32 protein-coding genes are annotated in these 26,091 nt (G+C 28.2%); 19 read left to right on the plus strand and 13 right to left on the minus strand.

The annotated features are described in order from the left end of the window. Positions 1–8: 8 nt before the first annotated feature. From alaS to XO11_RS00410, 8 genes are all read left to right on the plus strand, one after another. Positions 9–2,615 carry an alanine--tRNA ligase gene (gene alaS / locus XO11_RS00375; RefSeq protein WP_075780044.1) on the plus strand — a complete coding sequence of 869 codons (2,607 nt, stop codon included), beginning with the start codon at positions 9–11 and terminating at the stop codon, positions 2,613–2,615. 14 nt (positions 2,616–2,629) lie between these two features. Further along, complete coding sequence (locus XO11_RS00380) at positions 2,630–3,913, plus strand: SLC13 family permease (protein WP_014295606.1); 1,284 nt, start codon at positions 2,630–2,632, stop codon at positions 3,911–3,913. 9 nt (positions 3,914–3,922) lie between these two features. After that, entirely contained in the window at positions 3,923–4,222 is a 300-nt protein-coding gene (gene gatC / locus XO11_RS00385) for an Asp-tRNA(Asn)/Glu-tRNA(Gln) amidotransferase subunit GatC (protein WP_014295607.1), read from the plus strand. Between the two features lie 2 nt (positions 4,223–4,224). After that, positions 4,225–4,563 carry a YraN family protein gene (locus tag XO11_RS00390; protein ID WP_014295608.1) on the plus strand — a complete coding sequence of 113 codons (339 nt, stop codon included), beginning with the start codon at positions 4,225–4,227 and terminating at the stop codon, positions 4,561–4,563. Between the two features lie 80 nt (positions 4,564–4,643). Further along, the gene (locus XO11_RS00395; protein ID WP_075780046.1) at positions 4,644–6,323 is read left to right on the plus strand and encodes a phospho-sugar mutase; all 1,680 of its coding nucleotides are present in this window, start codon (positions 4,644–4,646) and stop codon (positions 6,321–6,323) included. Positions 6,324–6,340: 17 nt separating this feature from the next. After that, complete coding sequence (locus tag XO11_RS00400; protein WP_014295610.1) at positions 6,341–6,934, plus strand: hypothetical protein; 594 nt, start codon at positions 6,341–6,343, stop codon at positions 6,932–6,934. Between the two features lie 13 nt (positions 6,935–6,947). Further along, a complete protein-coding gene (truA, locus tag XO11_RS00405; RefSeq protein WP_014295611.1) occupies positions 6,948–7,682 on the plus strand; it encodes a tRNA pseudouridine(38-40) synthase TruA in 735 nt (244 codons plus the stop codon). A gap of 137 nt (positions 7,683–7,819) precedes the next feature. After that, positions 7,820–8,830 (plus strand): hypothetical protein, encoded by a 1,011-nt coding sequence (locus XO11_RS00410; RefSeq protein ID WP_156865344.1) that lies wholly within the window; start codon positions 7,820–7,822, stop codon positions 8,828–8,830. 33 nt (positions 8,831–8,863) lie between these two features. Here XO11_RS00410 and XO11_RS00415 read toward each other — a convergent pair whose 3' ends face one another. The 5 genes from XO11_RS00415 to XO11_RS00435 form a co-directional block, all read right to left on the minus strand. Further along, positions 8,864–9,508 (minus strand): methionine ABC transporter permease, encoded by a 645-nt coding sequence (locus XO11_RS00415; protein WP_014295613.1) that lies wholly within the window; start codon positions 9,506–9,508, stop codon positions 8,864–8,866. Position 9,509: 1 nt separating this feature from the next. Continuing rightward, positions 9,510–10,487: a methionine ABC transporter ATP-binding protein gene (locus tag XO11_RS00420; protein ID WP_232223905.1), complete on the minus strand. Its 978-nt coding sequence runs from the start codon at positions 10,485–10,487 to the stop codon at positions 9,510–9,512. Positions 10,488–10,492: 5 nt separating this feature from the next. After that, positions 10,493–11,284, minus strand: a complete 792-nt coding sequence (locus XO11_RS00425; RefSeq protein ID WP_014295615.1) for a MetQ/NlpA family ABC transporter substrate-binding protein — start codon at positions 11,282–11,284, stop codon at positions 10,493–10,495. A gap of 362 nt (positions 11,285–11,646) precedes the next feature. Next, the gene (locus XO11_RS00430) at positions 11,647–13,185 is read right to left on the minus strand and encodes a recombinase family protein (protein WP_175417948.1); all 1,539 of its coding nucleotides are present in this window, start codon (positions 13,183–13,185) and stop codon (positions 11,647–11,649) included. After that, positions 13,182–13,349 (minus strand): hypothetical protein, encoded by a 168-nt coding sequence (locus XO11_RS00435; protein ID WP_175417949.1) that lies wholly within the window; start codon positions 13,347–13,349, stop codon positions 13,182–13,184. The genes XO11_RS00430 and XO11_RS00435 overlap by 4 nt, the downstream gene beginning before the upstream one ends. Positions 13,350–13,558: 209 nt before the next feature. Between XO11_RS00435 and XO11_RS00440 the strand changes: the two genes are divergently transcribed. Further along, entirely contained in the window at positions 13,559–14,296 is a 738-nt protein-coding gene (locus XO11_RS00440) for a DUF5131 family protein (protein ID WP_175417950.1), read from the plus strand. An 8-nt stretch (positions 14,297–14,304) separates the two neighbouring features. Here XO11_RS00440 and tcmP read toward each other — a convergent pair whose 3' ends face one another. The 7 genes from tcmP to XO11_RS00475 form a co-directional block, all read right to left on the minus strand. Next, the gene (tcmP, locus tag XO11_RS00445; protein WP_175417951.1) at positions 14,305–15,441 is read right to left on the minus strand and encodes a three-Cys-motif partner protein TcmP; all 1,137 of its coding nucleotides are present in this window, start codon (positions 15,439–15,441) and stop codon (positions 14,305–14,307) included. Positions 15,442–15,456: 15 nt separating this feature from the next. After that, positions 15,457–16,152, minus strand: a complete 696-nt coding sequence (locus tag XO11_RS00450; protein WP_175417952.1) for a hypothetical protein — start codon at positions 16,150–16,152, stop codon at positions 15,457–15,459. A gap of 75 nt (positions 16,153–16,227) precedes the next feature. Continuing rightward, on the minus strand, positions 16,228–17,556 hold the full coding sequence (locus XO11_RS00455; RefSeq protein ID WP_175417953.1) for a type IV pilus biogenesis/stability protein PilW: 1,329 nt from the start codon (positions 17,554–17,556) through the stop codon (positions 16,228–16,230). Between the two features lie 14 nt (positions 17,557–17,570). Continuing rightward, the gene (locus tag XO11_RS00460) at positions 17,571–17,825 is read right to left on the minus strand and encodes a hypothetical protein (protein ID WP_175417954.1); all 255 of its coding nucleotides are present in this window, start codon (positions 17,823–17,825) and stop codon (positions 17,571–17,573) included. A 128-nt stretch (positions 17,826–17,953) separates the two neighbouring features. After that, entirely contained in the window at positions 17,954–18,259 is a 306-nt protein-coding gene (locus XO11_RS00465; RefSeq protein WP_175417955.1) for a hypothetical protein, read from the minus strand. Continuing rightward, entirely contained in the window at positions 18,252–18,587 is a 336-nt protein-coding gene (locus XO11_RS00470; protein ID WP_175417956.1) for a hypothetical protein, read from the minus strand. Before XO11_RS00470 ends, XO11_RS00465 begins: the two co-directional genes overlap by 8 nt. Before the next feature lie 77 nt (positions 18,588–18,664). Continuing rightward, positions 18,665–19,288, minus strand: a complete 624-nt coding sequence (locus XO11_RS00475) for a LexA family transcriptional regulator (protein WP_175417957.1) — start codon at positions 19,286–19,288, stop codon at positions 18,665–18,667. Between the two features lie 180 nt (positions 19,289–19,468). On the opposite strand from XO11_RS00475, the gene XO11_RS00480 reads away from it, so the two are divergent. From XO11_RS00480 to XO11_RS00490, 3 genes are read left to right on the plus strand one after another with little or no spacing between them, the layout of a single operon-like run. Then, the gene (locus XO11_RS00480) at positions 19,469–19,672 is read left to right on the plus strand and encodes a helix-turn-helix transcriptional regulator (protein WP_175417958.1); all 204 of its coding nucleotides are present in this window, start codon (positions 19,469–19,471) and stop codon (positions 19,670–19,672) included. Between the two features lie 41 nt (positions 19,673–19,713). Next, positions 19,714–19,989, plus strand: coding sequence for a hypothetical protein (locus XO11_RS00485; protein WP_175417959.1), 276 nt, complete (start codon positions 19,714–19,716; stop codon positions 19,987–19,989). A gap of 20 nt (positions 19,990–20,009) precedes the next feature. Beyond that, complete coding sequence (locus XO11_RS00490; RefSeq protein ID WP_175417960.1) at positions 20,010–20,210, plus strand: hypothetical protein; 201 nt, start codon at positions 20,010–20,012, stop codon at positions 20,208–20,210. Here the strand turns inward: XO11_RS00490 and XO11_RS00495 are convergent. Further along, complete coding sequence (locus XO11_RS00495; protein WP_175417961.1) at positions 20,207–20,587, minus strand: hypothetical protein; 381 nt, start codon at positions 20,585–20,587, stop codon at positions 20,207–20,209. The two genes, XO11_RS00490 and XO11_RS00495, sit on opposite strands and share 4 nt — an antisense overlap. Before the next feature lie 187 nt (positions 20,588–20,774). Between XO11_RS00495 and XO11_RS00500 the strand changes: the two genes are divergently transcribed. The 7 genes from XO11_RS00500 to XO11_RS00530 all read left to right on the plus strand — a co-directional run bounded on the left by XO11_RS00500 (position 20,775) and on the right by XO11_RS00530 (position 26,090). Continuing rightward, positions 20,775–21,233 (plus strand): hypothetical protein, encoded by a 459-nt coding sequence (locus XO11_RS00500; protein ID WP_175417962.1) that lies wholly within the window; start codon positions 20,775–20,777, stop codon positions 21,231–21,233. A gap of 83 nt (positions 21,234–21,316) precedes the next feature. Continuing rightward, positions 21,317–22,381 (plus strand): PD-(D/E)XK nuclease family protein, encoded by a 1,065-nt coding sequence (locus tag XO11_RS00505; protein WP_075780061.1) that lies wholly within the window; start codon positions 21,317–21,319, stop codon positions 22,379–22,381. After that, entirely contained in the window at positions 22,382–23,224 is an 843-nt protein-coding gene (locus XO11_RS00510) for a hypothetical protein (protein WP_175417963.1), read from the plus strand. Positions 23,225–23,293: 69 nt separating this feature from the next. Next, positions 23,294–24,142, plus strand: a complete 849-nt coding sequence (locus XO11_RS00515; protein ID WP_175417964.1) for a hypothetical protein — start codon at positions 23,294–23,296, stop codon at positions 24,140–24,142. Then, positions 24,139–24,348, plus strand: coding sequence for a hypothetical protein (locus XO11_RS00520; RefSeq protein ID WP_175417965.1), 210 nt, complete (start codon positions 24,139–24,141; stop codon positions 24,346–24,348). Before XO11_RS00515 ends, XO11_RS00520 begins: the two co-directional genes overlap by 4 nt. Beyond that, positions 24,338–25,618 carry a replicative DNA helicase gene (locus XO11_RS00525; protein ID WP_175417966.1) on the plus strand — a complete coding sequence of 427 codons (1,281 nt, stop codon included), beginning with the start codon at positions 24,338–24,340 and terminating at the stop codon, positions 25,616–25,618. The genes XO11_RS00520 and XO11_RS00525 overlap by 11 nt, the downstream gene beginning before the upstream one ends. A 4-nt stretch (positions 25,619–25,622) precedes the next feature. Beyond that, the gene (locus XO11_RS00530) at positions 25,623–26,090 is read left to right on the plus strand and encodes a single-stranded DNA-binding protein (protein WP_175417967.1); all 468 of its coding nucleotides are present in this window, start codon (positions 25,623–25,625) and stop codon (positions 26,088–26,090) included. Position 26,091 lies beyond the last annotated feature (1 nt).

Consider the following 26,091-nt stretch of genomic DNA (forward strand, 5'->3'; position numbering starts at 1 on the left):
ATAAATATATGACATCAGAAGAGATTAGAAAATCATTTTTGGAATATTTCGAAAAAAATGGTCATAAAGTAATGAAAAGTTTTCCATTAATTCCTTCAGATCCGCAATTATTGTTTACAGTTGCAGGTATGGTACCATTTAAACCAATATTTTGGGGAAAAGTGGAACCAACTTATACGAGGATAGCTACGTGTCAAAAATGTATTAGAACCAATGATATTGAAAACGTTGGAAGAACCGCAAGACATCAAACATTTTTTGAAATGCTTGGTAATTTTTCTTTTGGAGATTATTTTAAAGAAGGTGCAATTAAATATGCATGGGAATTTTTAACAAAAGTATTAAAACTTCCAGAAGAAAAATTATGGGTTTCTGTTTATAAAGACGATGAAGAAGCTTATAATATCTGGAAAGATATAATAGGTGTACCAGAAAACAAAATATTAAAAATGGGTAAAGAGGATAATTGGTGGGGTCCTGTTGGCCCAACCGGTCCATGTGGTCCATCCTCCGAAATATATTTTGATACAGGAATGGTTGAACTTTGTCCAAATCCTGATAATTGCACTCCATATGATGATTGTGGAAGATATGTTGAAATATGGAATCTTGTATTTACAGAATATTACCAGGATGAAAAGGGAAATCTTGAACCATTACCAAGAAAAAATATTGATACCGGTGCAGGTCTTGAAAGGGTTGTTGCAGCTGTACAAGGGGTATATCAGAATTTTGAAACAGATTTATTTATGCCTATTATTAATAAAATAGAATCTGTATTTAATGTAAAATTTAAAGAAAATGAAAAAACAGACGTTTCAATAAAAGTAATTGCTGATCATTCGAGAGCAGTTACATTCCTTGTATCAGAAGGAATACTACCTTCAAATGAAGGTAGAGGTTATGTATTAAGAAGAATATTAAGAAGGGCTTTAAGACATGGGGCATTACTTGGGAAGAAAGAACCATTTATTAATAAAATAATAGATGCTGTATTTGAAAAGTATGGCGATATATATCCAGAGATTATAGAGAAAAAAGATTTCATAAAGAAAATAGTTGAAACTGAAGAAAAAAGATTCCTTGAAACATTGGATAAAGGAACAGAAAAATTAATAAATTACATGAAAAATACTGAAAATAAAATAATAGATGGTGAGTTTGCATTTGAATTATATGATACATATGGTTTCCCGCTTGATATAACAAAAGAAATAGCCGAAGAAAATGGTTTTGGAATTGATGAAGAAGGATTTAATAAGCAAATGGAGCTTCAGAAAAAACGTGCAAGAGAAGCCGCTGGTGAAAAGGAATATGCGAAAATGAATCCGGCATATAAATTTGTTGGTGATGAAATAAAAACTACAGATTTTACAGGTTATGAAAAAATAGAAGATGAAGGAGAAATATTATATATTATAAAAGAAGAAGAAATAATCGATAGTGCTGGTGAAGGTGAAGAAGTAGTAGTAATTACAAATAAAACACCATTTTATGCTGAAAAAGGCGGACAAATTGGAGATACAGGAATAATAAAAGGGGCTGGATTTGAATTTGAAGTAAAAGATACTAAAATAATAAATAATGAAGTAATAGGACACTTTGGTGTTGTAAAATTAGGGATTATTAAACGCAATGAAAAAGCTAAATTGATAATTAATAAAGAAAGACGACAAAATATAAAAAGAAACCATACAGCTACACATTTATTACATAAAGCATTAAGAGAAGTATTAGGAACACATGTAAAACAGGCTGGTTCGTTGGTAACAGACGAAAAACTTAGATTTGACTTTTCACATTACGAAGCAATGAAACCAGAAGAAATAAAAGCAGTAGAAAAGCTTGTAAATGAAAAAATACTTGAAAATATAAAGGTTATTACAGAAATAAAAAGTCTTGATGAAGCCAAAAGCGAAAATGCAATGGCATTATTTGAAGAAAAATACGGTGATAAAGTAAGAGTTGTAAAGATTTCAGACTTTAGTTCTGAATTATGTGGTGGAACACATGTTTCTTCCACAGGAGAAATAGGATTATTTAAAATAACAACAGAAACAGCAGTTTCTGCAGGTGTAAGAAGAATAGAAGCTATTACCGGAATGAAATCACTTGAATATTTAAATGATCTAGAAGATAAAATAAATGTAATTTCAGAACATCTGGAAGCTGCGCAGGAAATTGTGGTTCCAAGAATATTGGGACTTCTTGAAAAAATCAGGGAACAGGAAAAAGAAATCAAAAGGCTTCAAGAAAAAATGACTTCACAATCTATAGATGCATTTAATGTAAAAGAATTTGAAGATACAAAGATCTACATGAAAGTATTTGAAAAGGTTGACAATGATGTTTTGAGAAATGTTACTGATATTGCTGTAAATAAAGTTGGAAGCGGAATAATAATATTATTCAACAAAAATGGTGAAAAAGTAAATTTTGTTGTTAAAGTAACAAAAGATATAGTTGGAAAATATCATGCAGGAAATATCGCAAGAAAAATAGCGAAAGAACTTGGTGGTGGCGGTGGTGGAAGACCAGACTTTGCACAAGCTGGAGGTAAAAATGCCGTTAAAATTAACGAAGTGATGAATAACATTCAAAATTATATAAAGTAAGCTGGTGTTCTTAAATGGATAGAATTATAGCCCTCATTATATTTCTTTTTTCATATACATTACTTATTACCGAAAAAGTAAATAGAACGATAGTGGCGATTCTTGGCGCCACTATCATGATGATATTTGGAATATTTGATAATCATATCGAAGCAATAAAAAATTATGTTGATGTAAATACTATATATCTTTTAATGGGTATGATGATCTTTGTTTCGGTTATAAGAAAGAAGGGATTATTTGAATATCTTGGAATAGTAACCCTGAAAATATTTAAGAAAAATGGATTTTTGCTCTATTTTGGTTTAACGTTTATGGTTGCATTGATGTCTGCTATTATTGATAACGTTACTACTGTATTGGTATTTATACCGATTACCTTAGCAATTACAGATTCATTAGATGTAGATCCGTTACCTTTTATATTTGGTGAAATAATGGCATCTAATATTGGAGGTACTGCAACCATTATTGGTGATCCACCGAATATTATGATTGCAAGTGCAGCCGGATTAAATTTCACAGAATTTTTTCTAACAAATGGTCCAATATCTTTTATAAACCTATTTACAATGCAAATAATAACAATGATAATGTTTAAAAAAACATTGAATTTTAAAATTGATCAGGAAAAAGTAAAATCATTTGATCCACATTCTGCAATAGGAAATAAAAAGGATTTTATAATATCATGGTTTTTACTTATATTAACGCTTTTAATGTTTATTTTTCAGCATCAACTTGAAATGGAAAGTTCGACAATTGCTTTATTCATAGGTTTCTTAGCACTTTTGATACTGGATAAAGATGAAGTTGAAGAAATATTGAAAGAAGTAGAATGGGGAACAATTTTGTTCTTTTTTGGACTATTTATAATTACGGGAGGTCTTGTAGAAACAGGAATTTTAAAAGACTTTACTTATTTTCTTGCAAAAATTGCAGGAGATTCTATGAGAAGCTTTGCGATGATGCTTATAGGTGTTTCAGGTACAGTATCAGGTGTTGTAGATAATATTCCATTTACGGCGACAATGATCCCTGTAATAAAAAATCTTCAAAATATTAATCCGGAAACATTTGGGAATTTAAACCCATTGTGGTATGCATTATCTCTTGGAGCATGTTTAGGTGGAAATTTTACACCTATAGGTGCATCGGCAAATATTATAGCTCTTGCAATGCTAAAACAATTTAAAAATGAAGAGATTAGTTTTATAAATTTCTTTAAATATGCAGCTTTAATAGTGTCTGTTAATTTAATAATTTCAGCAATATATATAGAATTTATATTAATATGAGGTGAGAGAATGAAAATAGAAGTAAATGATGAATTAATTACCAAATTAGAAAAATTATCAATGATAAAATTAAGTGAAGAAGAAAAAGAGATAATAAAAAAAGATTTAGAGGAAATATTAAATTATATGAATCAAATAGATGAAGTAATTACAGAAAATATTGAACCCATGTTTTCACCTGTTGAAAATATATTAAAAAATGTATTTCATGAAGATAAAGAAAAAGTTTCTGAATATATAGAAAATATAATAAAAGAATATCCAAATAAAAAGGATAATCTCTTGAAGGTGCCTGGAATTCAGAATTAATCATGAACAACAAAGGAAAAATATATGAAGATATTGCTGTAAAATTTCTTAAAAAGAAAGGTTTTAAGATTTTAAAAAGAAATTTTACTACCCGTATAGGCGAAATAGATATAATTGCAAAAGATGGAAATACATTGGTTTTTGTTGAAGTAAAAGGCGGGAAGGATTATTATGGAAATCCTGCCTATAGGGTTAATATTTCTAAAATAAACAAAATAATTAGAGTAGCAAATATATATATTAATAAGTTTAAACCAAACTTTGAAGAAACAAGGATAGATGTAATTGGGATTAACGATAAATTTGAAATCTCATATTTTCCTGACCAAAGATTAATATAAGGGCGTAATGCCCTTTTTTTATTTGTTTATATTATGGTATAATATATGTGGAAAGCTAGCAGTAAAAGGAGGAGAAGATAATGGATTTAAAAGAAATTTCATATAAAAAATTAAATATATGGCTTGAAAAAAGCGATAAAATGCTAAAAAAAGAACTTGAAGAAATTAAGGATAATGAAGATGAAATAATAGATAGATTCTTTAAGGATCTTGAGTTTGGAACAGGAGGATTAAGAGGGAAGATAGGAGCTGGTACAAATAGAATAAATATTCATACTATATCCAAAGCAACACAGGGATTTGCAAATTATTTGAAAAGCATATGCAGATTTCCATCAGTAGTAATTGCATATGATACAAGAAAATTTTCATTTGAATTTGCTAAAGCAGCAGCTTCTGTTCTTGCTGCAAATAATATAAATGTTTATATATTTAAAGAAGTTACAGCTACGCCTATTCTTTCATTTGCAGTGAGACAATTAAAAGCTACAGGTGGAATAGTAATTACAGCAAGTCATAATCCACCGCAATATAATGGTTATAAAATATACACCTCAGATGGTACTCAAGCAGTACCTCATATAGCAGAAAAAGTAATTGAAGAAATAAAAAAATTGGACTATTTTGAAGGCATAAAAACTATGAAATTTGAAGATGGTCTGGAAGAAGGAATAATAAATTGGGTATCTGATGAATTATTTGATGATTACATAGATACGCTTGAAAGCTTTTTAAGATCTCTTGAACCTTCACTTGAAAATAATTTAAAGATAGTATATACACCTTTACATGGAACAGGTTTAAAACCAGTAAAAGAATTATTGGGAAGATTAGGATTTGAAACAATTATAGTTGAAAAACAGGCAGTTCCTGATTCAAATTTTTCCACTGTGAAAGTCCCTAATCCAGAAGAAAAAGATGCATTTAAATTAGCTATAGAAGCGGCTAAACAAAATGATGCTGATCTTATAATGGCAACAGATCCTGATTCAGATAGATTGGGAATATACGCTAAAGAGAATGGAGAATATATAACTTTTACAGGTAATCAAATAGGAGTTATGCTTGCCCACTTTATTTTGACAAGATTGCAGGCATTAAATATGTTACCAGATAATGGATTAATAGTAAAAACAATAGTTACAACAGACATGATAAAACCCATTATAAAAGAGTTTAATGTTTCATTGGAAGAAACTTTAACAGGATTTAAATTCATTGGTGAAAAAATAGAATATTATACTGAAAATGGTCAAAAAAAGTTTATTTTTGGATTTGAAGAAAGTTATGGTTATCTTGCAAATGATCATGCACGAGATAAAGATGCTGTGATTGCAGCTGGATTAGTTTCTGTTTTATTTTCTCATTTACAAAAAGAAAACAAATCTTTAAAAAAATATTTAAATGAATTGTATGAAAGATATGGCTATTATCTTGAAGAAAATGTTTCATATACCTTAGAAGGAATAAAAGGAATGCAAAAGATAAACGATACTATGGAAAAATTAAGAAATGAACCACCAGTAAAAATAGGAGAATATAACTTAATAGAAACTATAGATTATAAAAAAGGGATAAATAATTTACCTAAATCAAATGTTGTAGAATTGAATTATGATAATAAAATAAAGATTATAGGTAGACCTTCAGGTACAGAACCTAAAATCAAGTTTTATTTGATGGCAAAGGGAGAAAATTTAAACGAAGTAGAAAGTTTGATAAAAATGGCAAAAGATGTAGTGAATTTAATAATGGAATAATTATTTGAGGTGAAATTATGGAACCTAATCTTTTATTAGTGTGTAATAATGGAGATTTTTATGTTCCAAAAAAATGTGAATTTATTGATTTAAAAACATTAAAAATAGAACTATATGGTGAAGAGGATATTGAAAATATAAAACAAAAAAACGATGGAATACTCGGATACTTTGTAATAAAAGAAAAAGTAGGGAATCTTGTTGGAATGAAAAGATTCCTGAAAATAGATAAGAGAATTAATAATTACTTAAAAGTAACCTTTGTTGATTTTATACCTGATGAAATAAGGGAACTATACGGTGATTATATTGAAGTAATTTCTGAATTTGTAGGATTATATAATATAATTCATGAATTAAATAGATTAATAAACCTTGGGAATATTCGTGAAAATTATGAACAGTGGCTTGACAATCAATTAAAAGATGTTCCTGATGAACATATTGATACGCTTGGAATGCACATTTCAAAATTTGCAAACCTTTATTTAATTCGTGTTTATGAAAATATGTTTTCAAAAAATCTAGAATTACTTGAAAAAGAAGAAAAGGAGATTGCTTATAAAATATTGGAAACAGGTGTTTTGAAAGAAAAGGGAGTATTTAAATAATGGAGGTAAATAAATGAGAGTAGCAGCAATAGTAGCGTATGACGGAACAAAATTCAATGGATTTCAAGGACAACCAAAAGTAAGAACAGTTCAAGGAGAATTTGAAAAAGTTTTAAAAAGAATATTTAAACAAAAAGTAATTTCATGGGGAGCAGGAAGAACAGATACAGGTGTTCATGGATATGGACAGGTTATAGCTTTTGATGTTCCAAATGAAAGAATGACACTTGAAAATATAAAAGATGCTTTAAATGCAAATCTACCAGAAGATATATATGTTAGAAAAGTTCTTAAAGTAAGAGATAAATTTTCTCCAAGGCATGAAGCAACAAAAAGAATATATCATTATTTTATATATCAAAATGATGAACCAAACATCTTTTTAAGAGATAGAGTTTGGTGGTTTCCATATGATTTAAATATTGAAAAAATGAGAAAAGCTGCAAAATATCTTGAAGGAGAACATGATTTTACGACATTTAAAACTGGAAACGATGATAGAAATCCAGTAAGAACAATATATAGAATAAGAATTTTAAAAATGAGAAATAATATTATATTAATAAGGGTAGAAGGCCATTCGTTCTTAAGAAGAATGGTCAGGAATATAGTAGGAGCACTTGTAAAGGTAGGGACAGAAAATTGGGAACCAGAATATATAAAAGAGATATTAGAGGCCAAAAGCAGGTCAAAGGCACCGGCTTCAGCACCACCACAAGGATTATACTTTTATTCAGTATTATTTTAATAATATCCTCAAATATATTTGCTAAAGAAAAAATAGGGCTTATTTATAAAGGCCCTACTTCTTTATTTTCTAAAATATATTATGAAATATATAAATATGCTGATATTGAAACGCCACCGTCTACTCTATCTGAAAGAATGGACGTTGTTGTCAATCTTCCAGAAATAAAAATCGATTTTAAAGGAAATGAATATATCGATAAGTTTGATAATTATAAAATATTAATAAGAAAAATATTAAAAGATTATTATCCAAGAAGAATATATGTTATGGCTAATGATTGTGAAATAGTATTGAACGATGGAGATAGGGTAAAATCAACATTTATAAATTGGGAAAATGAAGTATATATAAACATATACAAAAATGGTAATATTTTTAATGTACCTGTATCTATGCCGATAGGGGAAAGTATAAAAAGAGTTCCTGATAAATGGGTAAATTTAAAAATTGTTGGATATACGGGTCCAGCTACTTTAAATAACATACCTATTCAGTTGGATGAAAATATGGAAATCCCACCTGCGAAATATGAATTAATAACTCCATACGAAAAAGTAAATTTTGATACGACAGAAAGTGAAAATAATTATACTCTTTCTCTTATAAAAGAGGTTGTAGAAAAAGAAATTAAAATGGAAAATATTTATGCAATTTTTGAATTGGAATCTGGTATATCAATACTTGGAGAAAAAAGAAGCATATGGATACCGAAAAATGGGGATAAAATTCTTGATGTTGAAAATGTGGATTTTATATCGCCATATGGGATGCTTGATAAAAAACATGGTATTCAATATCATGGAAAGCCCATATTTTTATATGAATATAATTACACAGTTTACATAATAACCTCATACGGAGAAATTTTAACTGTTGGATTAAGAAATATAATTAGAGATATGGAAAGAAGTCCAGCAAGTATAAAAGTAAAAAATAATATTATAGAAATTACAACATTTGGCGGGAAAATGTATAGTATAGATCTAAAAACAGGAGGATTGTATTATAAAGGAATTACTTCAAAAATTATGTATAATATAAATTTAAATACTTCAGGAGTGTTTGAAATAAAAGATAAGAAAGTAATAATAAAGAATAATGCAATAAAAATAATAAAGATAAAAGAAAAAACATATAACAAATAAAAAAATTCCCTGGTATTTAGCCCAGGGAATTTTTTATAATAACAATTTTTTTTCAATATTTTTTCCTATAGCCTGTATTAATTGTGTAATAGATATTAAAATAATAATATCATAAATTAAAACATCAAATCTAAATCGTTGATAGCCGTAATTTATAGCCATAGCACCAAGACCTCCAGCACCAACAGCACCGGCAATTGCGGTATAGGTTATAAGATTAATTAATAATAAAGTTATATCAGAAACTATTTTTGGTAAAGTTTCAGGCAACAACATTTTTAATATAAATTCTGTATTATTCATTCCAAGAGTATGTGCGGTATCAAGCATTTCTTTAGGAAGAGAATTAAATGTATTTTCACTTAATCTGGCCATAAAAGGAATAGCAGCTATAGTTAGTGAAACAACTGCTGATTTTGGACCTATAATTGTTCCGGCTATTAATTTAGTTAAAGGAATAACAAGCACAATTAAAATTATAAAAGGTATAGATCTAAAAATATTTATAAATCCATCAAGAATTCTATAAATAATTCTTGAAATTGTATCATTATTAATAGAAGTTAAATACAATAATATTCCAATTGGAATTCCAAAAACAACGCTTAGAAAACCTGAAAAAAATGTCATATAAAGGGTTTCTAACGTAGCTTTTAGTAATTCATTATAAATATGCATCTTATAACACCTCCAGGGAATAAACGTGTTTTTGTAAATCATATATAAATTCCTTTGCTCCGTTTCCCTCAATTTCAATTATAAGTTTTCCAAAAGGTGCATTTTTAAATTCTTCTATTTTTCCGTATAAAATATTAAAAGTAATATTATATTTTTTTGCAATGTTATAAAGAATAGGTTTTTCAACATTGTTTCCATAAAAGATAATTTTTATAATCTTGCCAGTTCTTTCTTTTAATTTATTATAATTAAAATTAACATCCTTATAGAATTCATTATTTAATTCATTTTCAAATTCTGAGAAGAATTTATAAACTTCTCCATAATAATAAACTCTTCCGTTTTTCAAATATAGTATTTTATCGCAAATTCTTTTTATTACATCCATTTCATGAGTGATAATAATAGTTGAAATGGCCATTTCTATATTTATTTTTAATATTAATTCAAGTATTTTTTCAGTAGTTTTTGGATCAAGCGCAGATGTAGGTTCATCAAGGAACAAAATATCAGGATTTGAGACAATTGCTCTTGCAATTGACACTCTTTGTTTTTCTCCACCTGATAATTGTGATGGAAAAGCTTTAATTCGGTGATCAAGACCAACTTTTTTTATAATATCAATGACTCTTTTTTCAATATTTCTTTCTTTATTAAGAATAAGAGGCAAAGCAATATTATCAAAAACATTTTTTCTTGATAACAAATTATAATGTTGAAATGCAACGCCTATTTTTTTTCGAATTTTTCTTAAATCTCTACCTGATAATGAGGTTAAATCAATATTGTTAAATAGAATTTTTCCCTCAGGTCTTTTTAAAAGAGTTAAAGCTCTCAATAAGGAGGACTTTCCGGCTCCGGAAAGTCCTATTATCCCAACGATTTCGCCTTTTTTTATATTAAAATTAATATCTTTTAAAATGTAATTTAATCCATCATATGTAAGATTCAAGTTTTTAACTTCAAGCAAAACATTCACACTCCTTAAAATACTGGAACAACAGCCCCATTATATTTTTCTAATATAAACTCCTTTACCTTCTGACTTTGCAATAATTCAATTAACTTTTTTAATTGTTTATTATTTTTATTTTTTTCTTTTACTGCAATAATATTTGCATATGGTGAATTTGCATCTTCAATAAAAATAGCATCCTGCAAAGGATTTAAACCATTTTCAATAGCATAATTTGTATTAATAACTGCACCAACAACAGTATTATCTTCTTTGTAAGTTCTTGGAAGATATGCAGCGTCCAATTCTACAAAATTTAAATTATATTTATTATCTTTAATATCCGTTATTGTTACTTTCAATGAATTTGTTGATTTAAGGGTGATTAAACCATTTTTTGCAAGTAATAATAAAGCTCTTCCTTCATTAGTTGCATCATTAGGAATAACAACCTTATCACCGGATTTAAATTCTGATAATTGTTTTTTAGAATAAAAACCCATTGGTTCAACATGAATTTTAGCAACGGCAATTAAATCGGTATATCCTTTATTTTTTGAAAATTCTTCTAAATAGGGAATATGTTGAAAATAATTAGCATCAATCTGTTCTTCTTCTAACGCGATATTAGGCTGTACATAATCATTAAAAACAACAATATCTAATTTATATCCCGTTTCCTTTTCAAAATCATTTTTAACAAATTCTAGAATTTCAGCGTGCGGAATAGCTGTAGCTCCGATTTTAAAAACTTTCTCTTTTTCACTACATCCCATCAATACCAATAAAATTCCTACCAGAATAAATACCACTTTTTTCATAAAAAACCACCTCCATAAAAAATATTAAAAAAAAGAAGGCCGATTATTTCTAATCGGCCTTCTCAATTAAAACCACTCAGCACGAAAACAGTGTGGCATTAATCTTCATTAGAGAAGACCGCAAATGCCACATCATCATCATATTTACTTTATATAAAAATTCAAATGTTGAAAAATTTTTCATAAAATCACCTCTGTAATTTTTTACGATTTTAACATAAATAAAGTCAAATGTCAAGACTTTTTTTAATACAAAAATAAAAACTCCCGACATAAGTCGGGAGTTTTTTGGAGGCAACGGAGTGCTTCCATTATATAATCTCATGTAAGTTTTTTCAAAGCGAAGGATTAAAAATATTATGTCAAATATTTTGTAATTTACTAATATACTTACTTAGACCTCTGAGTTTTATTGCTACATAGTTTTTATTTGAGCGCCCCGACGGGCGAATCTCAATTCTATCAATTACTTGATGTAAAAAATCTTCCAACAAAACTTGATCATCACTATTAAGAATACTTATAGCTGTATCAACCATGTTCTTAATAGTTATATCGTCTATCTCTATAACTTCTTCATTATACCTTTTAATTCTTAACTTTAAAGATTTTATCTCATCATCTAATTTTTTAATTCTACTTTTAATACTTTCCGGATTTACGCCGTTTTCAACTGCATCAATAAAACTTTCTTCTAATCGTTTTTTCTTTTCTTTTAAAACATTTATTTTTTTCTTTTCCTCTAGAATTTCGTCTTTATGTTTTTGTTCTTTTAGTTGCATCATAGCTTTTATTCTTTCCAATAATTCTTCAGAATTTAAAATACCAAAAACATCATTTAAAAGAAAGTCTATTACAAAATTTTCTACTTTTTGTTTTGAAATTGAAGTAAAATGATCTCCTTTTTCTCTATTATTTTTAGCTTTTTGCCATTCAGAACAAACATATCTTGGATATGTTCCACCGTAAGGAGTCATGTGAGCTCCGCATACACCACAGTATATAAGTCCTTTTAACAAATATTTATGTTTACTTTTTCTTATTTTTCTTTTCTTCTTCATTTCAGCATGAGCTTTATTCCAAAGTTCTTCAGAAATAATTGCAGGTATTGCATTATTTACTACTACAGCATCATCTCTTTTAATATGAGATGTCCTGTGATTTCCACGTGCCCATACATAAGTCCCCTTATATTTGGGATTTCTTAGTATGTCATAAATTGTACTATAACTCCATTTATTCCCTCTTCTATTGGTGTAACCATTTTTATTCAAATACTCTTCTATTTTAATGCTGGAATATCCTTTTGCAGCCAATTCAAACATCAGCTTTACAACTTCCGCTTCTCGTTCGTTTATAACATATTTTTTCCTTGGTATTTTCTTCACTCTATCTCCAAAAGTTATTTCTTCATAAGTCTCTTCTACATCATATCCATATGGTGGAATTCCACCCAAAAAATAAGCTTTTTCTGCAGTAATTCTTACTTTGGTGTTTATTTCATTCTTAAGATTTTTCAAATACCAATCAGCTACACTGGCCATAATATTAAAAATAAGATCACCAGATGCACCTGTTAAATCTTCAGACACAGAAAGAAGATCCACACCATATTGATTTAACTCAGCTTTATACCATGCAGCGTCTTTTATATTTCGTGCGAATCTATCAATTTTATGAATAATTACAGCGTCAAATTTTTTAGATTTTGCATCTTTTACCATTCTTTGAAATTCTGGCCTATCATCGGATTTTGCTGATCTTGCTCTATCGATATATTTTTCTACAATTTTATACCCATTCTTTTCAGCATATTCTGTTATTGCTCTTAATTGTGCTTCTATGGAATCATCAGTCTGATTTTCACTTGAAAACCTTGCATAAGCAGCAGCTCTTTTCATAACTCCTCACTTCCCTCCTTGCTAACCTTTTGTAAAGACAGAAGAAATTTGTAAAATACATAAAGCTCTTCTTGAGAAAGTTTTCTTTCATCCCAAAACATAAATCCAAATTCTTTCAAAAGATCCAAATCTTCTTCGGAAACAAGCACACGAACTATAATCATTTGCATCACCTCATTGAGATTTTATCTTTTTTCTAATACGGTGATGCAAAATATTAATACTTAAACGATTTAACATAAGTTATCAATTTACTACATATATTATACTACATTTTAGTAAATAAAACAAAACAAAAAATTAATGATAGCGTCACATTAGAAATTAACTTTTTGAAATATTTATGATAAAATATTATTAAGGAGGGATTATTATGGCATTTAAATCAAAAATAGAGTGGACAGAATCTTCCTGGAATCCTGTAACTGGATGTACTAAAGAAAGCTTAGGATGCCAAAATTGTTATGCTGAAAGATTAGCTAAAAGATTAAAAAATATGGGATTAAAAAAATACGAAAATGGATTTAAAGTTACTATACATCCTAAAAGTTTAAATGAACCATTGAATTGGAAAAAACCGCAAATTATTTTTGTAGTTTCGATGGGGGACCTATTTCATAAGGATGTTCCAGATGATTTTATTGAAAAAGTTTTTGAAGTGATGAATAACGCATATTGGCATACTTTTCAAGTTTTAACTAAAAGAAGTGAAAGACTATTAGAAATTTCTAAAAAAGTTAAATGGACAGATAATATATGGGCAGGAGTAACAGTAGAGCATGAGAAATATTTATATAGATTAGATCACTTGAAAAAAATTCCAGCAAAAATAAAATTTGTTTCAATGGAACCTCTTTTAAGTGACATGCCTTATATTGATTTTGATGGAATTGATTGGGTTGTAGTCGGCGGAGAAAGTGGCCCAGGAGCAAGACCAATAGAACCTAATTGGGTAAGAAATATTAGAAATATGTGTTTAGAACAAGACATTCATTTCTTCTTTAAACAATGGGGAGGATTTAACAAAAAGAAAAACGGAAGGATCCTTGATGGCAGAACATGGGATGATATGCCAAAAATTAATACAAAAATAGAACGTCTTCCTGTTTAGGAAGACGTTTATTTTATTATTTCAATTATTGAAGAATCTGGCAATGTGTTTTTTCGTCGTTTCTTTTTCTCATCTAAATCTTTAATATATCTTATTTTACCTTTTTTTTCAAGACTTAAAAGATATTCTCTTATTTTTTTCTTAGGCCAAATAAATTCATCAGAGCGAGTAAAACTATTATAAATGTTCTCAACAATTATTTTTTCATTTAAAGGATATTTTTCTTTAATGGCATTTTCAAATACCTCTTCTCCTATATCAAATAAAAAAAATTGTTCTTTGTAAGATTGCTTATTTACTGAAAAACCAAAAGAGTTAGAAAAAATACTTTCATTAAACATAATTTCTTTCATTTTCTCCACAGCTTTATGGTGCTTTGAGATATGAATTAGCTTGTATACTGTTGAATTTTTAGAATTTTTTATAGGAAAAATCAAAACTTTGCTATCAGGAAATTTCTTTTTTATTTGATTTTTAAATTCTAATGCATAATCATTTATTTGATTTAAATCAATATATTCACCAAAAATTTCTTTGATTTTTTCAGAAGATAATTTCTTTTTATTTCTTATAATGCCGCTTGATATAAAATTTATAAAAATTTCTGATTTGAAGTTTTTTAAAAAAAATTCTATCCATTCAAATTTAATATTAAGTCCAAAGGGATCAATAAAAACAAATAAAGGTAAATTTTTCAATTCATTTTGTGGGAGTTGTTCTAAGAAAACTTTTAAACTTTTTACTAAACTATCAAATTCGATATTTCGCACTTTAAATTTTATTTTTTCATTCATCTCTTCAAAATTATACTTTTCTTTTAAAGAATTAAATTTTTGCTCTAAAGTATTTTGAAGTATATTTGATGATTCTTTATTTTTTTCTATAAAAAACAAGTAAAAATTTGTATTATTATGTTTTTCAAAAGCAAAAAAAGTTTCTTCTAATGCAATTAATGGTGACCCTTCTTTAATGTTACCTGAGGTATCCTGTAATATACCAGAACCTGCAAAACCATCAATATAAAATATTGAAGGATAATTTTTTGATAGGGCAGTAAACCATATATGTAAATATTTTCCCAATATAGCTTCTTTAATCAAGGTATGTTCTTTAATGTCCCAATCTAAAGCTGATTTAGGTGCCATGTTGTTATTCCTCCTTTAATTTAAATCTGTCAATTTTCCATTTTTAATAGCCTTATCTATTTCATTTTTTAAATCTTTTAAAGCTGTACCAACAGTATATTCCGAATTTTTATCAACGCCAAAAATTATTGGTGGAATTTTCTCTATTTTTTTCTCTATTTCGTCGCGTATATTATACATAACAAAATTCAACTGTTTTTCATTTCTCCATATAATAGTATCTGTTTCTATATTGTATTTTATACTATTTTCATTATTACCTCTATAAGAATAAGCAGGTCTTGTTAAATTTGAACTACCAATTAAAGCAATTTGGGGAGTATTACAAATTGTAACCAGAAATATTTTTGCATGCCATTTCATATTTTTTTGACTATTTGTAGTATAAAAATTAAAATTATTACTGAAATTAGAGAATTGTTTTCTAATTGCATTTTCAAAATTTTTGTAGCATTGTTTCCAGTCTTTGTCTGTTGTATCTGAAACAAAAATAAACTTAATATTTTTATTCGTTTGTATAGCAATATTAATAGCATCTTCTAAACCATCTGATAAAATATCATAATATTTATTATATTGAATATATCCAGTTCCAAAATAGACTTTTACATTTTTTTTTGAAATATTACCCAGATTTTTTAAAATACTATTAATATATTCTCTAAATAAGCTATAATTTGGATCTAATCTAAAAAGAATACCCATACCCATCCTAATCCCTCCAACTCAATTATTCTCGTACTCCTCGAGTTTGGTTAAATAAATAATATAAAACAAATATTATGATTACTTTCTATATTTATTTATTATTTTTATAAACCTAGGATCATTTTGTAATTCTTTAAAATCATCATCAACTTGAATATCACTCCATTGTTCTTCAGGATTAACTGCAATACATAAATCAATATATTTTAAAGCTTCTTCCTTATTCCCTTTTTTTAGTTCTATATATGCTTTATTCCAGTATATATAACTTTTAATGTTATCTTCTATTTCCGGATATTTTTTTATAATATAATATCCCGCATTAACACATTCTTCAGATAGTTCTAAATTACCTAATTTTCTAAAAAAAACACTTAAATTATTGTAATATGATATCCTATTTTTTATAGGAATATTAGTAATATATGAATCTTTTAAAAGCATAGTATATAAGAATAAAGACATATCTGGTCGATCAAAAACGTCATATAATAGCCATCCAAAGTTTAAGGCACTATAATAGTCGTTATTTTTTTCAAAAGAATCCATATAATTAATCAATCTCAAAAGTTTGTTAAAATCTACTACTCTTTTTGCATTAGGATCTTCAAAATAGAATGTAACATTTTCATACCATTCTTTTTCCGAAAAATTTTGGGTTAAATTATATAATTTTATTGCTAGAAGTTTAGATTGTTCTTGTTGCTGCTGATTATCTGTTGAAAACATTTTTGATAAACCAGACAAATCATCTTCTTTAAATCCCATTAATACATAGTGAAAATCATAATTCATTAGTTCTTTTGTAGCATAATAAGCTATTAATTTTATTGAGTAATTATCTTTTAAAATATCACTAGGGATTTTAAATATTATTTGAACAGCAGAAGCATTATTCAAAGTTTTTCCTTCTTTAATTTCTGAAAACGCACTCATTGTTGTTAATGACATAGAAGAAATTTTATTACCTAATTTTTTATATAGATTATAAAAAAAATCATCGGAAATAGTGCTTTCTAAATTAGCTTGAATAATAATTGGGAAAAAATCTGAAATTAAATTACGTTCAAGTTCAACAAAATTATAAATATTTATGTTCTCATAATAATTTTTTTCATAAAAACTAATAATTTTATTATGTAAAGAATCAAAATCATATTCAATTATTTCAGCTTTGCTATATTCGTTATTTTGGGTAGCTTCGGTAGACTCATTTGTGGTTGTAAGAGTTTCTTCTTTTCCGAATTCTTCAGTTGCTGGTTCTTCTTTTTTTGTATTTAAACTTTCATCATATTCTTTATCGTCATAATAATAACTTTCATAGTCTACATTATTTTGGTTTGCTCCACAACCAACAAATAAAAAAATAAACATAATAATAACTATTAAAAATACATATCTTTTCATATACTTATCTCCTCCTATTCGTATTTTTTTATTTTAATTTCAATTTTTCTAGCTTTTTCTTCCATCCCTTTTAATCGTAATTTTTCGGCTTTGTATCGTAGTTTTCTAATTTTTTTCAACCTTGAGTTTTCAGACATCCTTGAACCTAAAAAAATCAATATAGCCCCAACAAGTATTCCTAGAATACCTATTCCTGAAAAAATTATAGGCATGTTCAAAGTAATAATAATAAATATAATAAGTATAATCCATCCAATCCACTTTAACATAATACCCCTCCTTAATCTAGAATTAATATATCAAGCGTTTGATTAATTAAAAAAGCGAGACCCTCGAGGTCTCGCTCAATTTTCAATATTATTAAATTTATAAGTATTATTTTTATTAAACATAATAATCAACTCCATATATCAGAAAATAAAAATAACCAGAATTTACGTTTCTTTTTACCTATTTTCTTTGCACCGGTTTTTGTTCGTGAATAAAATTCATCTCTTGTAATTCCCAAATTCTTAATTGTATTTTTTATAATAAGCAATGGCACCGGATCTATATGAGTTTGATATACTATACCAACTTCTTTTTCTTTGATTTTTATCGTTAATATCCTGTGGCCACCGTTCGTTCTTTCTTCGATAACTTCAAAAGTTCTTAATATTTCTTCAAATTCACGAAGAGACAATTGAGGATACTTCTTAGGCATGTAAAACACCCATATGATTTCCAATATTATTTATCTTATTACTGTTTTGTTTTGGAATTTTATTGATTAAATGAGAAATAAGCAATCCATAAATAAACTCGATTTTTTCAAGTAAAGTATCTTTTCTTATAAAAGTTTTTATTTTATTTTTATCACCTAAGTCAAAAATTCCAGATAAAGCTTTATCGAGTTCATCAATAGCTTCATCAAGAGTTTTTCCATACACCATAATAGTAGTATTTGTAATTCTAATATAATATAATCCATCTTTTTTATATACGATTGCACCGTTTTTCGAATTTTTAAATTTTAGGGCAAAATATACCATTTTATCACCCCCTCAGGGTTATTTTACGCTTATTTAGACTGTTAATTATAATAAATAGTTTTATATTTTATGTTAAATTATTCCCATCTTTCATATTTTCCTACTACTTTACCGACAATAATTATGTCGTCCCAATTTCTTTTTGGGATTACTATTGGCGGATGATTTTCATTTAAACTAATTAATGTTATAGCATTTTCAGATTGATAATATTTTTTTACTACGCCTTCATTTCCATTAATAATAATCACTCCGATTTCGCCATTTTCAAGAATAGGTTGTTTTAAAACTACGGCAATATCTCCGTCTTTAAGACGAGGTTCCATGGAGTCTCCTTTGATTATTAAACCAAAATCTCCTCGCATTCCTTCAGGGATAACGATAAAATCGAGTAATTCTTCATATGCAACTTCACCATGCTGACTATTTGCTGCAACATAGCCATATACAGGAATTTGCTTTAAGCTGAGTTTGTTGTCTTCGATGTTTTTAATTTTATTATCTATTCCCAAAAGAAAGTCTACTGAAACATCAAAAATTTCAGAAAGTTGTTTGATTATTTCTAAATTCGGTTCGCTCTTACCTAATTCCCATGACGAAACAGTTGAACGTCCAACGTTCAACATATTAGCTAAATCCATCTGTTTTAAGCCTTTTCTTTCTCTTAAATCTTTAATTCTTTGACTGAATTTTGAGTCCATAATAATCACCTTTTTATTTATTCAATTGATATTATATACCAAAATGTCAAGATTTTCAACATTGACATAATAATAAACTCTTAATACAAATGAAATTATTTTGTAATTGACATGACGATATTATTGTCGTATAATATAAATGTCAAGAAATTCGTCACAAAAGAAAGGAGGTTGAAAAAAATGTCAAAATTAAGAGAATTAAGACTAAAAAATAACATGACCCAAGAGGAATTAGCTAAAAAAATAAATGTTGCAAGAACAACTGTAACTTCTTGGGAAAATGAAATGAGCAAACCCCCACTCGACAAAGCAATAAAAATAGCAAGAATATTAGGAACAACAGTAGAAGAACTCTTCGATTTAAGTGTAGCAGAAAGAAGGTAGTGTGATGCAGGCTCTTTGGAAAGTGAATAGGAGGTGGAAGAGTGAATGTTTATCCTGAAGAATTTAAAAAATTGTGTAAAAAGGTTATTGAAGATGAAAAATTTCATGAACTTGTAGATGCAAACGCTTATATTGTTGGAAGATATTTAGATGATTATAGACTATCTTTAAAAAATGATGGAATAAGTGTTGATGAAATTTTAGAAGCTTCTTCTATTTATGAATTAAAAATAAAAGCTATTGCTAAGAAAAGTGAGTTTTTAACTTTTTCAAATTTATATGCATGGTGGAACGAAATAGTAAAAGCAAAAGATTAATCGATGGGAGGTGTTACAAAATGAAAACACAAAAATGGACAATTCCAATAGAGAAATTGTCCGAATTTATGGAAGCACTTAAAGCATATATGAAATACAAAGAATTGAGTTCTTTAGAAATTACAGTAAATATTGATACCGATGATGATAGAAGGATAGTTAAAAATTTTGGTGATTTAATACATTACATTGCAATCAAAGGTTTTAAGGTAGGAGATTAAAGAATATGAACATTGTTTTCATCAGCAACAATCGCTATGAATTGTGTTCCAGCAAATTTTTCTTCAAGTAATTTAATAAATAATTCAATTTTATCTCTTTCTTTAATTTTTTCTATTAATTCGAATATAAGATTTTCATGCTCTCTATTAACAAATTCATTAATTAAAATACCATCTATCATATTTACCAAAATAGAAAAGATATTTTGATTTCTGGAGATAATTTCTAAAGCTGTAGTTTCAAATTCTTCATCATAAGTTATAGTTTTAGATGCCTCTGCAATTAAACCTTGGTACAATCCAAATTTTTTCAAATCATTTATCAATTTTTGATCTACTTTACCATTTGGAATTACTAAAACATATTTTTCTGACATAACATCATCCCCCTTTATAAAAGATTATCATTAACATTTTAATACAAAATTCAAAATTTTCAAAACGGAGGTGATTTAATGGAATTTAGATTAACAGATAAGGAAGCAGCGGTAATTAATGGTATTTTATACCTATTAGAACATCCAGAAATTGTTGAGAGATATTCGAAAAGAAAGGAGGGAAAAAATGGGGAAATTAAGAAAAGTAGCAATTCCGAGAGTTCCAGTTGCTTATCTGATACAAGAAAACAGCAACAGTATTGCCAACAGTGATTTTATATTATTTGATCTTCAAAAATACAATGATTTGGAAGAAAAAGAAGATGAAGCATTTGAAATGTTAAATGATATTGCAAAAAATCATGAGAAATATAGCAAGTATCAAATTATTAATGTAGTACAAAAAGTTTTAGCAATATTAAAGTTTATAGATAGCAAACAGGATGAAATCATTATAAAGGTTCAATTTAGATCCATTCAAATCAAAACTGAGAACAGGAAGTCTAATGGATATCTTCAGATTTATGATACTAAAGGACCATACCATAAGTGGTTAATTAGAGCAGGTATAAGAAGGTACAATGAAGAACAAGCAAGGTTAATGAAACTTCCGATAAAAAACGCCCACACCGCTGGGACAGTGTGAGCGCGGAAGATAGGGAAAAATTCCATATTTCTGCCAATATTATTATATCATATTTTTTTAAAATTTGAAGAGGAGGAAATGAAATGAATAAATTAGCACCTTATTCAATGAGTAGATTAACAGAGTATGAAAGATGTCCAAAAAGATTTCAATTTAAATATATTGATAAGCTTCCAGAATTAATGGGAGATGAGGGATTTAAGGGAATTAAGATTCATGAAGCTATAGCAAATGCATTGAGAGGAAAGGAGTATAAAGAAATATTATCTGAAATAGCATTTGACGATATAAAAGATGCTGAAAATATGGTTGAAAGAGCTGTCAAACATAGTAAAAATCTTGGAAAAATTTTAGGTATTGAAACTAAATTTGGAATAACTAAAAAAGGTGAGATGACAGATTTCTTTTCAGATGATGTATGGTTGAGAGGTGTAGCTGATTTGATTACTACCCAAGATGGAAAAACTTTAGAAGTTTGGGATTGGAAAACTGGTCACAGTACTCCAACGAAATTTCAAGTTTTTTTATACGCTTGGGCAATAAGTATAGCTCTTAAACGACCAGTTACCCGTGTAGGATATATAATGCTTAATTCAAATGACATTTTAGTTTTTGATATAACTTCTGAAGATTTAGAAATAACTGTTAATAAATTATACAAGTTGATCAATTCAATAGAAACAGATTCTAAATTCGAACCTAAACCCGGAAAACATTGCGCTTTCTGTTCATATGTAAGTATGTGTCCATTAGTAAAGCAAATTGAAGCTAAAGACATTCCTACCATTTTATCTGACGAAGAAGCGGCAAAAATTTATAAAGAAGTTATTGTTTTAAAAGAATTAGCTAAAAATAGAGAAAAAGCTTTAAAAGAATATATTAAGTCAAAGCCGGAAGGATATATTAAAGTTGATGAAAATAAAGTTTATAAAATATCTTACTCCGAAACAATTACCAAAAAAAGAGGCGTAAAAAAAGAAGAGTTAAAAAAGTTTGTATGGGAATTTGCAGAAAAAAATAATTTGGATCCTTTAACTTATTTTGACCTTGATAACAAGAAACTAGAACCTTTGATAATAGAAGGTGTATTAAAAGACTATTTCACTATTTCAAAAAGAAAGAATTTTGTTTTAGAGGAGGTGAAATAAATGGCTACTATTGAAAAAAAGAATTTATGGGAAATAGATTCAATAGAAGAATTTAGTAAAAATACAGGATATTCAATAGATTTTAAAGCCCTAGAAGAAGCTAAAAAGAAAATGAAAAAACAGACTGAATATGGTGAGGTTGAATTAAACGTTTATGAAGGCTTGGTAATTCAAAAATTATTTGAGTATTTTAGATTCGGTATTTTTGACAATATTACAAAAATAATGAAACAACAAGATGCACATACCTCTTTAAATGAAGTAAAAATGATTTTATTAGAAATGGCTCGTTATGAAATTGAATATGGGTTAAAACCTTTATTGCATACAATTCCTATTGCTAAAAAGATTTATATAACTGCTGAAGGCTTTTTATATTATGCACAAACAAAAGGTAATATAAAAACTATTGATTACGAAACTTCCGAAATTAAGCCTGGATTATTTAAAACTATATGTACTGTAATAACAAATGACGGAAAAACCCAAAAAGGATATGCAACAGTAAAAGCAACTGGAAATAAGATGGATGATCCAGAAGAACGTAGCAGAACAAAAGCTTTAAGACGTGCATTAAGAAGACTTTATCCCATTGGGGCAATGTATGAAGAGGCATATATTGAAAATGAAGAAACTTCTATACCTTCTATACCGGAAATACCCAACATACCAACTGTAAAAGAGGAAACAAATAAAGATACAGATACAAATAACGATGATGTAGTTACAGCTCTTCCGGAAGAACAATCAGAAAATGAAAAAAATTCTGAACCTGCTACAACATTATTTGATCTTCAAAATAATTTAGAAAAAACTGATTTGGTAAAAAAAGTATTTGATTGATACTTTTGGGGCCTCCCCCGCCCCTTTTTTATAACAAATGTTGTTATCTGAACTAAAGAGGTGAAATACATGCAAATTGCCACAGTGTTTAGCCGGTTTTGGCGAGACCGTCTGAATTGGGAACTTAGCGATTCTGAGGTTGCTTTATTCTTTGCCATTTTGGCCGAAATTAACAGGACAAGGGGAGAGAATAACAACCTCTTGGAATCCAAGATCTCAATCGGGACTCCCAAGCTGGAATTATTAGCTGGCATGTCACGAGCTGAAGTATATAGAGCAAGAAACAGATTAAAACAATATGGGTTGATTGATTTTGTTAGTGGAAAAGGTAAGAAAAAGTATGCTACTTATTTCCTTGGCGATGAATTCAAAAAAGTGTCTCATATTGATATAGAAAGTGAGACGGTTAATAAAGTGTCTCAATATGAGACGGAAAATGCAACGGTTTCTGAGACGGTTTCTGTTACACTTCCTGAGACGGTTTCTGAGACACGTTATAAGAATATAGAATATAGAGAAGAGAATAAAGAAAATAAAAGAGAATATATAGTCCCTCAACAAGTTGAAGGACCACCGCAGACTCCTTATCAGAAAATTATTGAACTCTATCACACTTATTGTCCCTCACTACCAAAAGTTAGAGTTTTGAATGAAACAAGAAAGAAATATATTAGAGCACGTTGGAAAGAACATCCTGATTTAAAATTTTGGGAAAACTATTTTAAGAGTGTTGAGGAAAGTGATTTTTTAACAGGACGTGCTAATTATGGGAATAGGAATCCATTTATTGCTGATCTTGAATGGCTAATGCGACCGAATAATTTCGCCAAGGTAATTGAGGGAAAATACAAAAATAGAACAGAAACGAAAAAAGAAGAAGATTTTTACATAACTTTTCCGGAGGGGTTTAAAACATGATTGATATTAACAAAGTTTTTGATGATCTTATAGAACTTTTCTTTGCGTATTCAAACAGTTATGGAAAAAAGGCTGAAGGACTAAAAAGAAAAATAATAGCAAAATATTATACTTTTAGAGCTTTGTTTATAAAGGTTAAATGGAGTGATGATGAATTAGTTATGTATTTAGATAATAAATTCAAGGAGTGGGAAAATGCGAGTTGAAGATTTAGAACGTTGGTTGGTTGGATATATGTTTCTTGATGATTCCATTGATGTAGCTACTATAAACAAAAAAGACTTTTCAAATCAGCATTTAGGTTTGATTTTTGAATACCTTAAAAATAAACTTGATAACAATGAACCAATTGATATTTTTACGGTATCTCATGATTTAAAAATAAAGCCGGAAAGTTTAGATGAGCTAATAGATAGTGTTCCTGCTATATTTAATTTTGAAAGTGCCGTAAAAAAACTTAAAGAAGAAAGCATAAAAAGACAATTAAAAGAATTAACGAAACAAATTAATGAAACCTTGGAAGATAGAAATATTTACGAGGTTTTAGGATATGTTGAACAGAAAATATTGGGAATTGATATTATCACTGAACGTCCTTTTAAAACTTTTAATGAAAGTATTTCAACTTTTTGGGAAGAATTAGAACAAGTAAGAGAATTGACATTACAAGGAAAAATAAATGGAATTCCTTCAGGATTAACAGATTTAGATAAGTTTATAGGTGGATTTAAACCAGAGCAATTAATTATAATAGCAGGTCGTCCTTCAATGGGGAAAACAACATTCGCTTTAAACATTGCAACTAACATGGCTAAAAATGGGTATCCTTCTGCATTCTTTTCTTTAGAAATGGGGCAAAAAAACTTGAGAGATAAAATAATAGCTTCATTTACACATATCGACTACCAAAAAATTGAGAATAAATTTTTAAATCACAAGGAGCAAGAGATTATAAAAGGTGTATTAAAGGAATATGAGAAAACACCTATTCTTCTCGGGGATACAACTCATTTGACAATAGAAAGTGTAAAATCACTTGCCAGAAAGTTAAAACGAGAGTATAAGATAAAAGCTTTATTCTTGGATTATCTACAACTTATGGCCAAATCGACGGATCTTGTTAAGGAGTTAGGAATGATTACACGACAGTTGAAGCTTCTTGCTGTTGAGCTTAAAATACCGATATTTTTATTATCTCAATTATCACGTCAGGTGGAACATAGAGAAAACAAACGACCATTAATGGCAGATTTAAGAGATTCAGGAGCTATTGAACAAGATGCGGACATAATTCTCTTTTTATATCGTCCAGCATATTACTGGAAATATAAAAAAGGAAATTATGAGGAAGAAACTGACAAAGCCGAAAAAATGGAAGTAATTGTTGGGAAAAATCGAAATGGAAGAACTGGAATAGTTGAATTAGGGTTCTTTGGAAAGTATTCACATTTCTTCGATCTTGCATTAGCGAGGTGAAATTATGGCAGGTTTTAATAAGATAATTTTGATCGGGCGACTTACTAAAAATCCAGAAATAAGATTAACAACGACAGATATAAAGGTTTCAAATTTTACTTTAGCGGTTGATAGAAATTTCAAAAAAGAAAATCAAGAAAATAAAACGGATTTTATACCTGTAACTTCATTTGGTAAAAGTGCTGAGTTTGTAGAGCAATATTTACGAAAAGGAATGCAGATAATGGTTGAAGGTAGATTGCAAATAGATAATTGGCAGGATGAGAATGGACAATGGCATAATAAAGCTTATGTCGTTAGTAGCAATATTGTATTTTTGGAGAAAAAGAAAGATCCCGCTGATGAGTATCAGGAAAAATACCTTAAAGATATTAACGAGGTTGAAAATAATATTGATGAACCTTTTGGAGATATTCCGGAAATAAAAGATGATGACTTTCCACAATTTTTTCCAGTAGATGAGGAGGGATGAT

Source organism: Marinitoga sp. 1138 (assembly GCF_013363265.1).
GTDB lineage: Bacteria > Thermotogota > Thermotogae > Petrotogales > Petrotogaceae > Marinitoga > Marinitoga piezophila.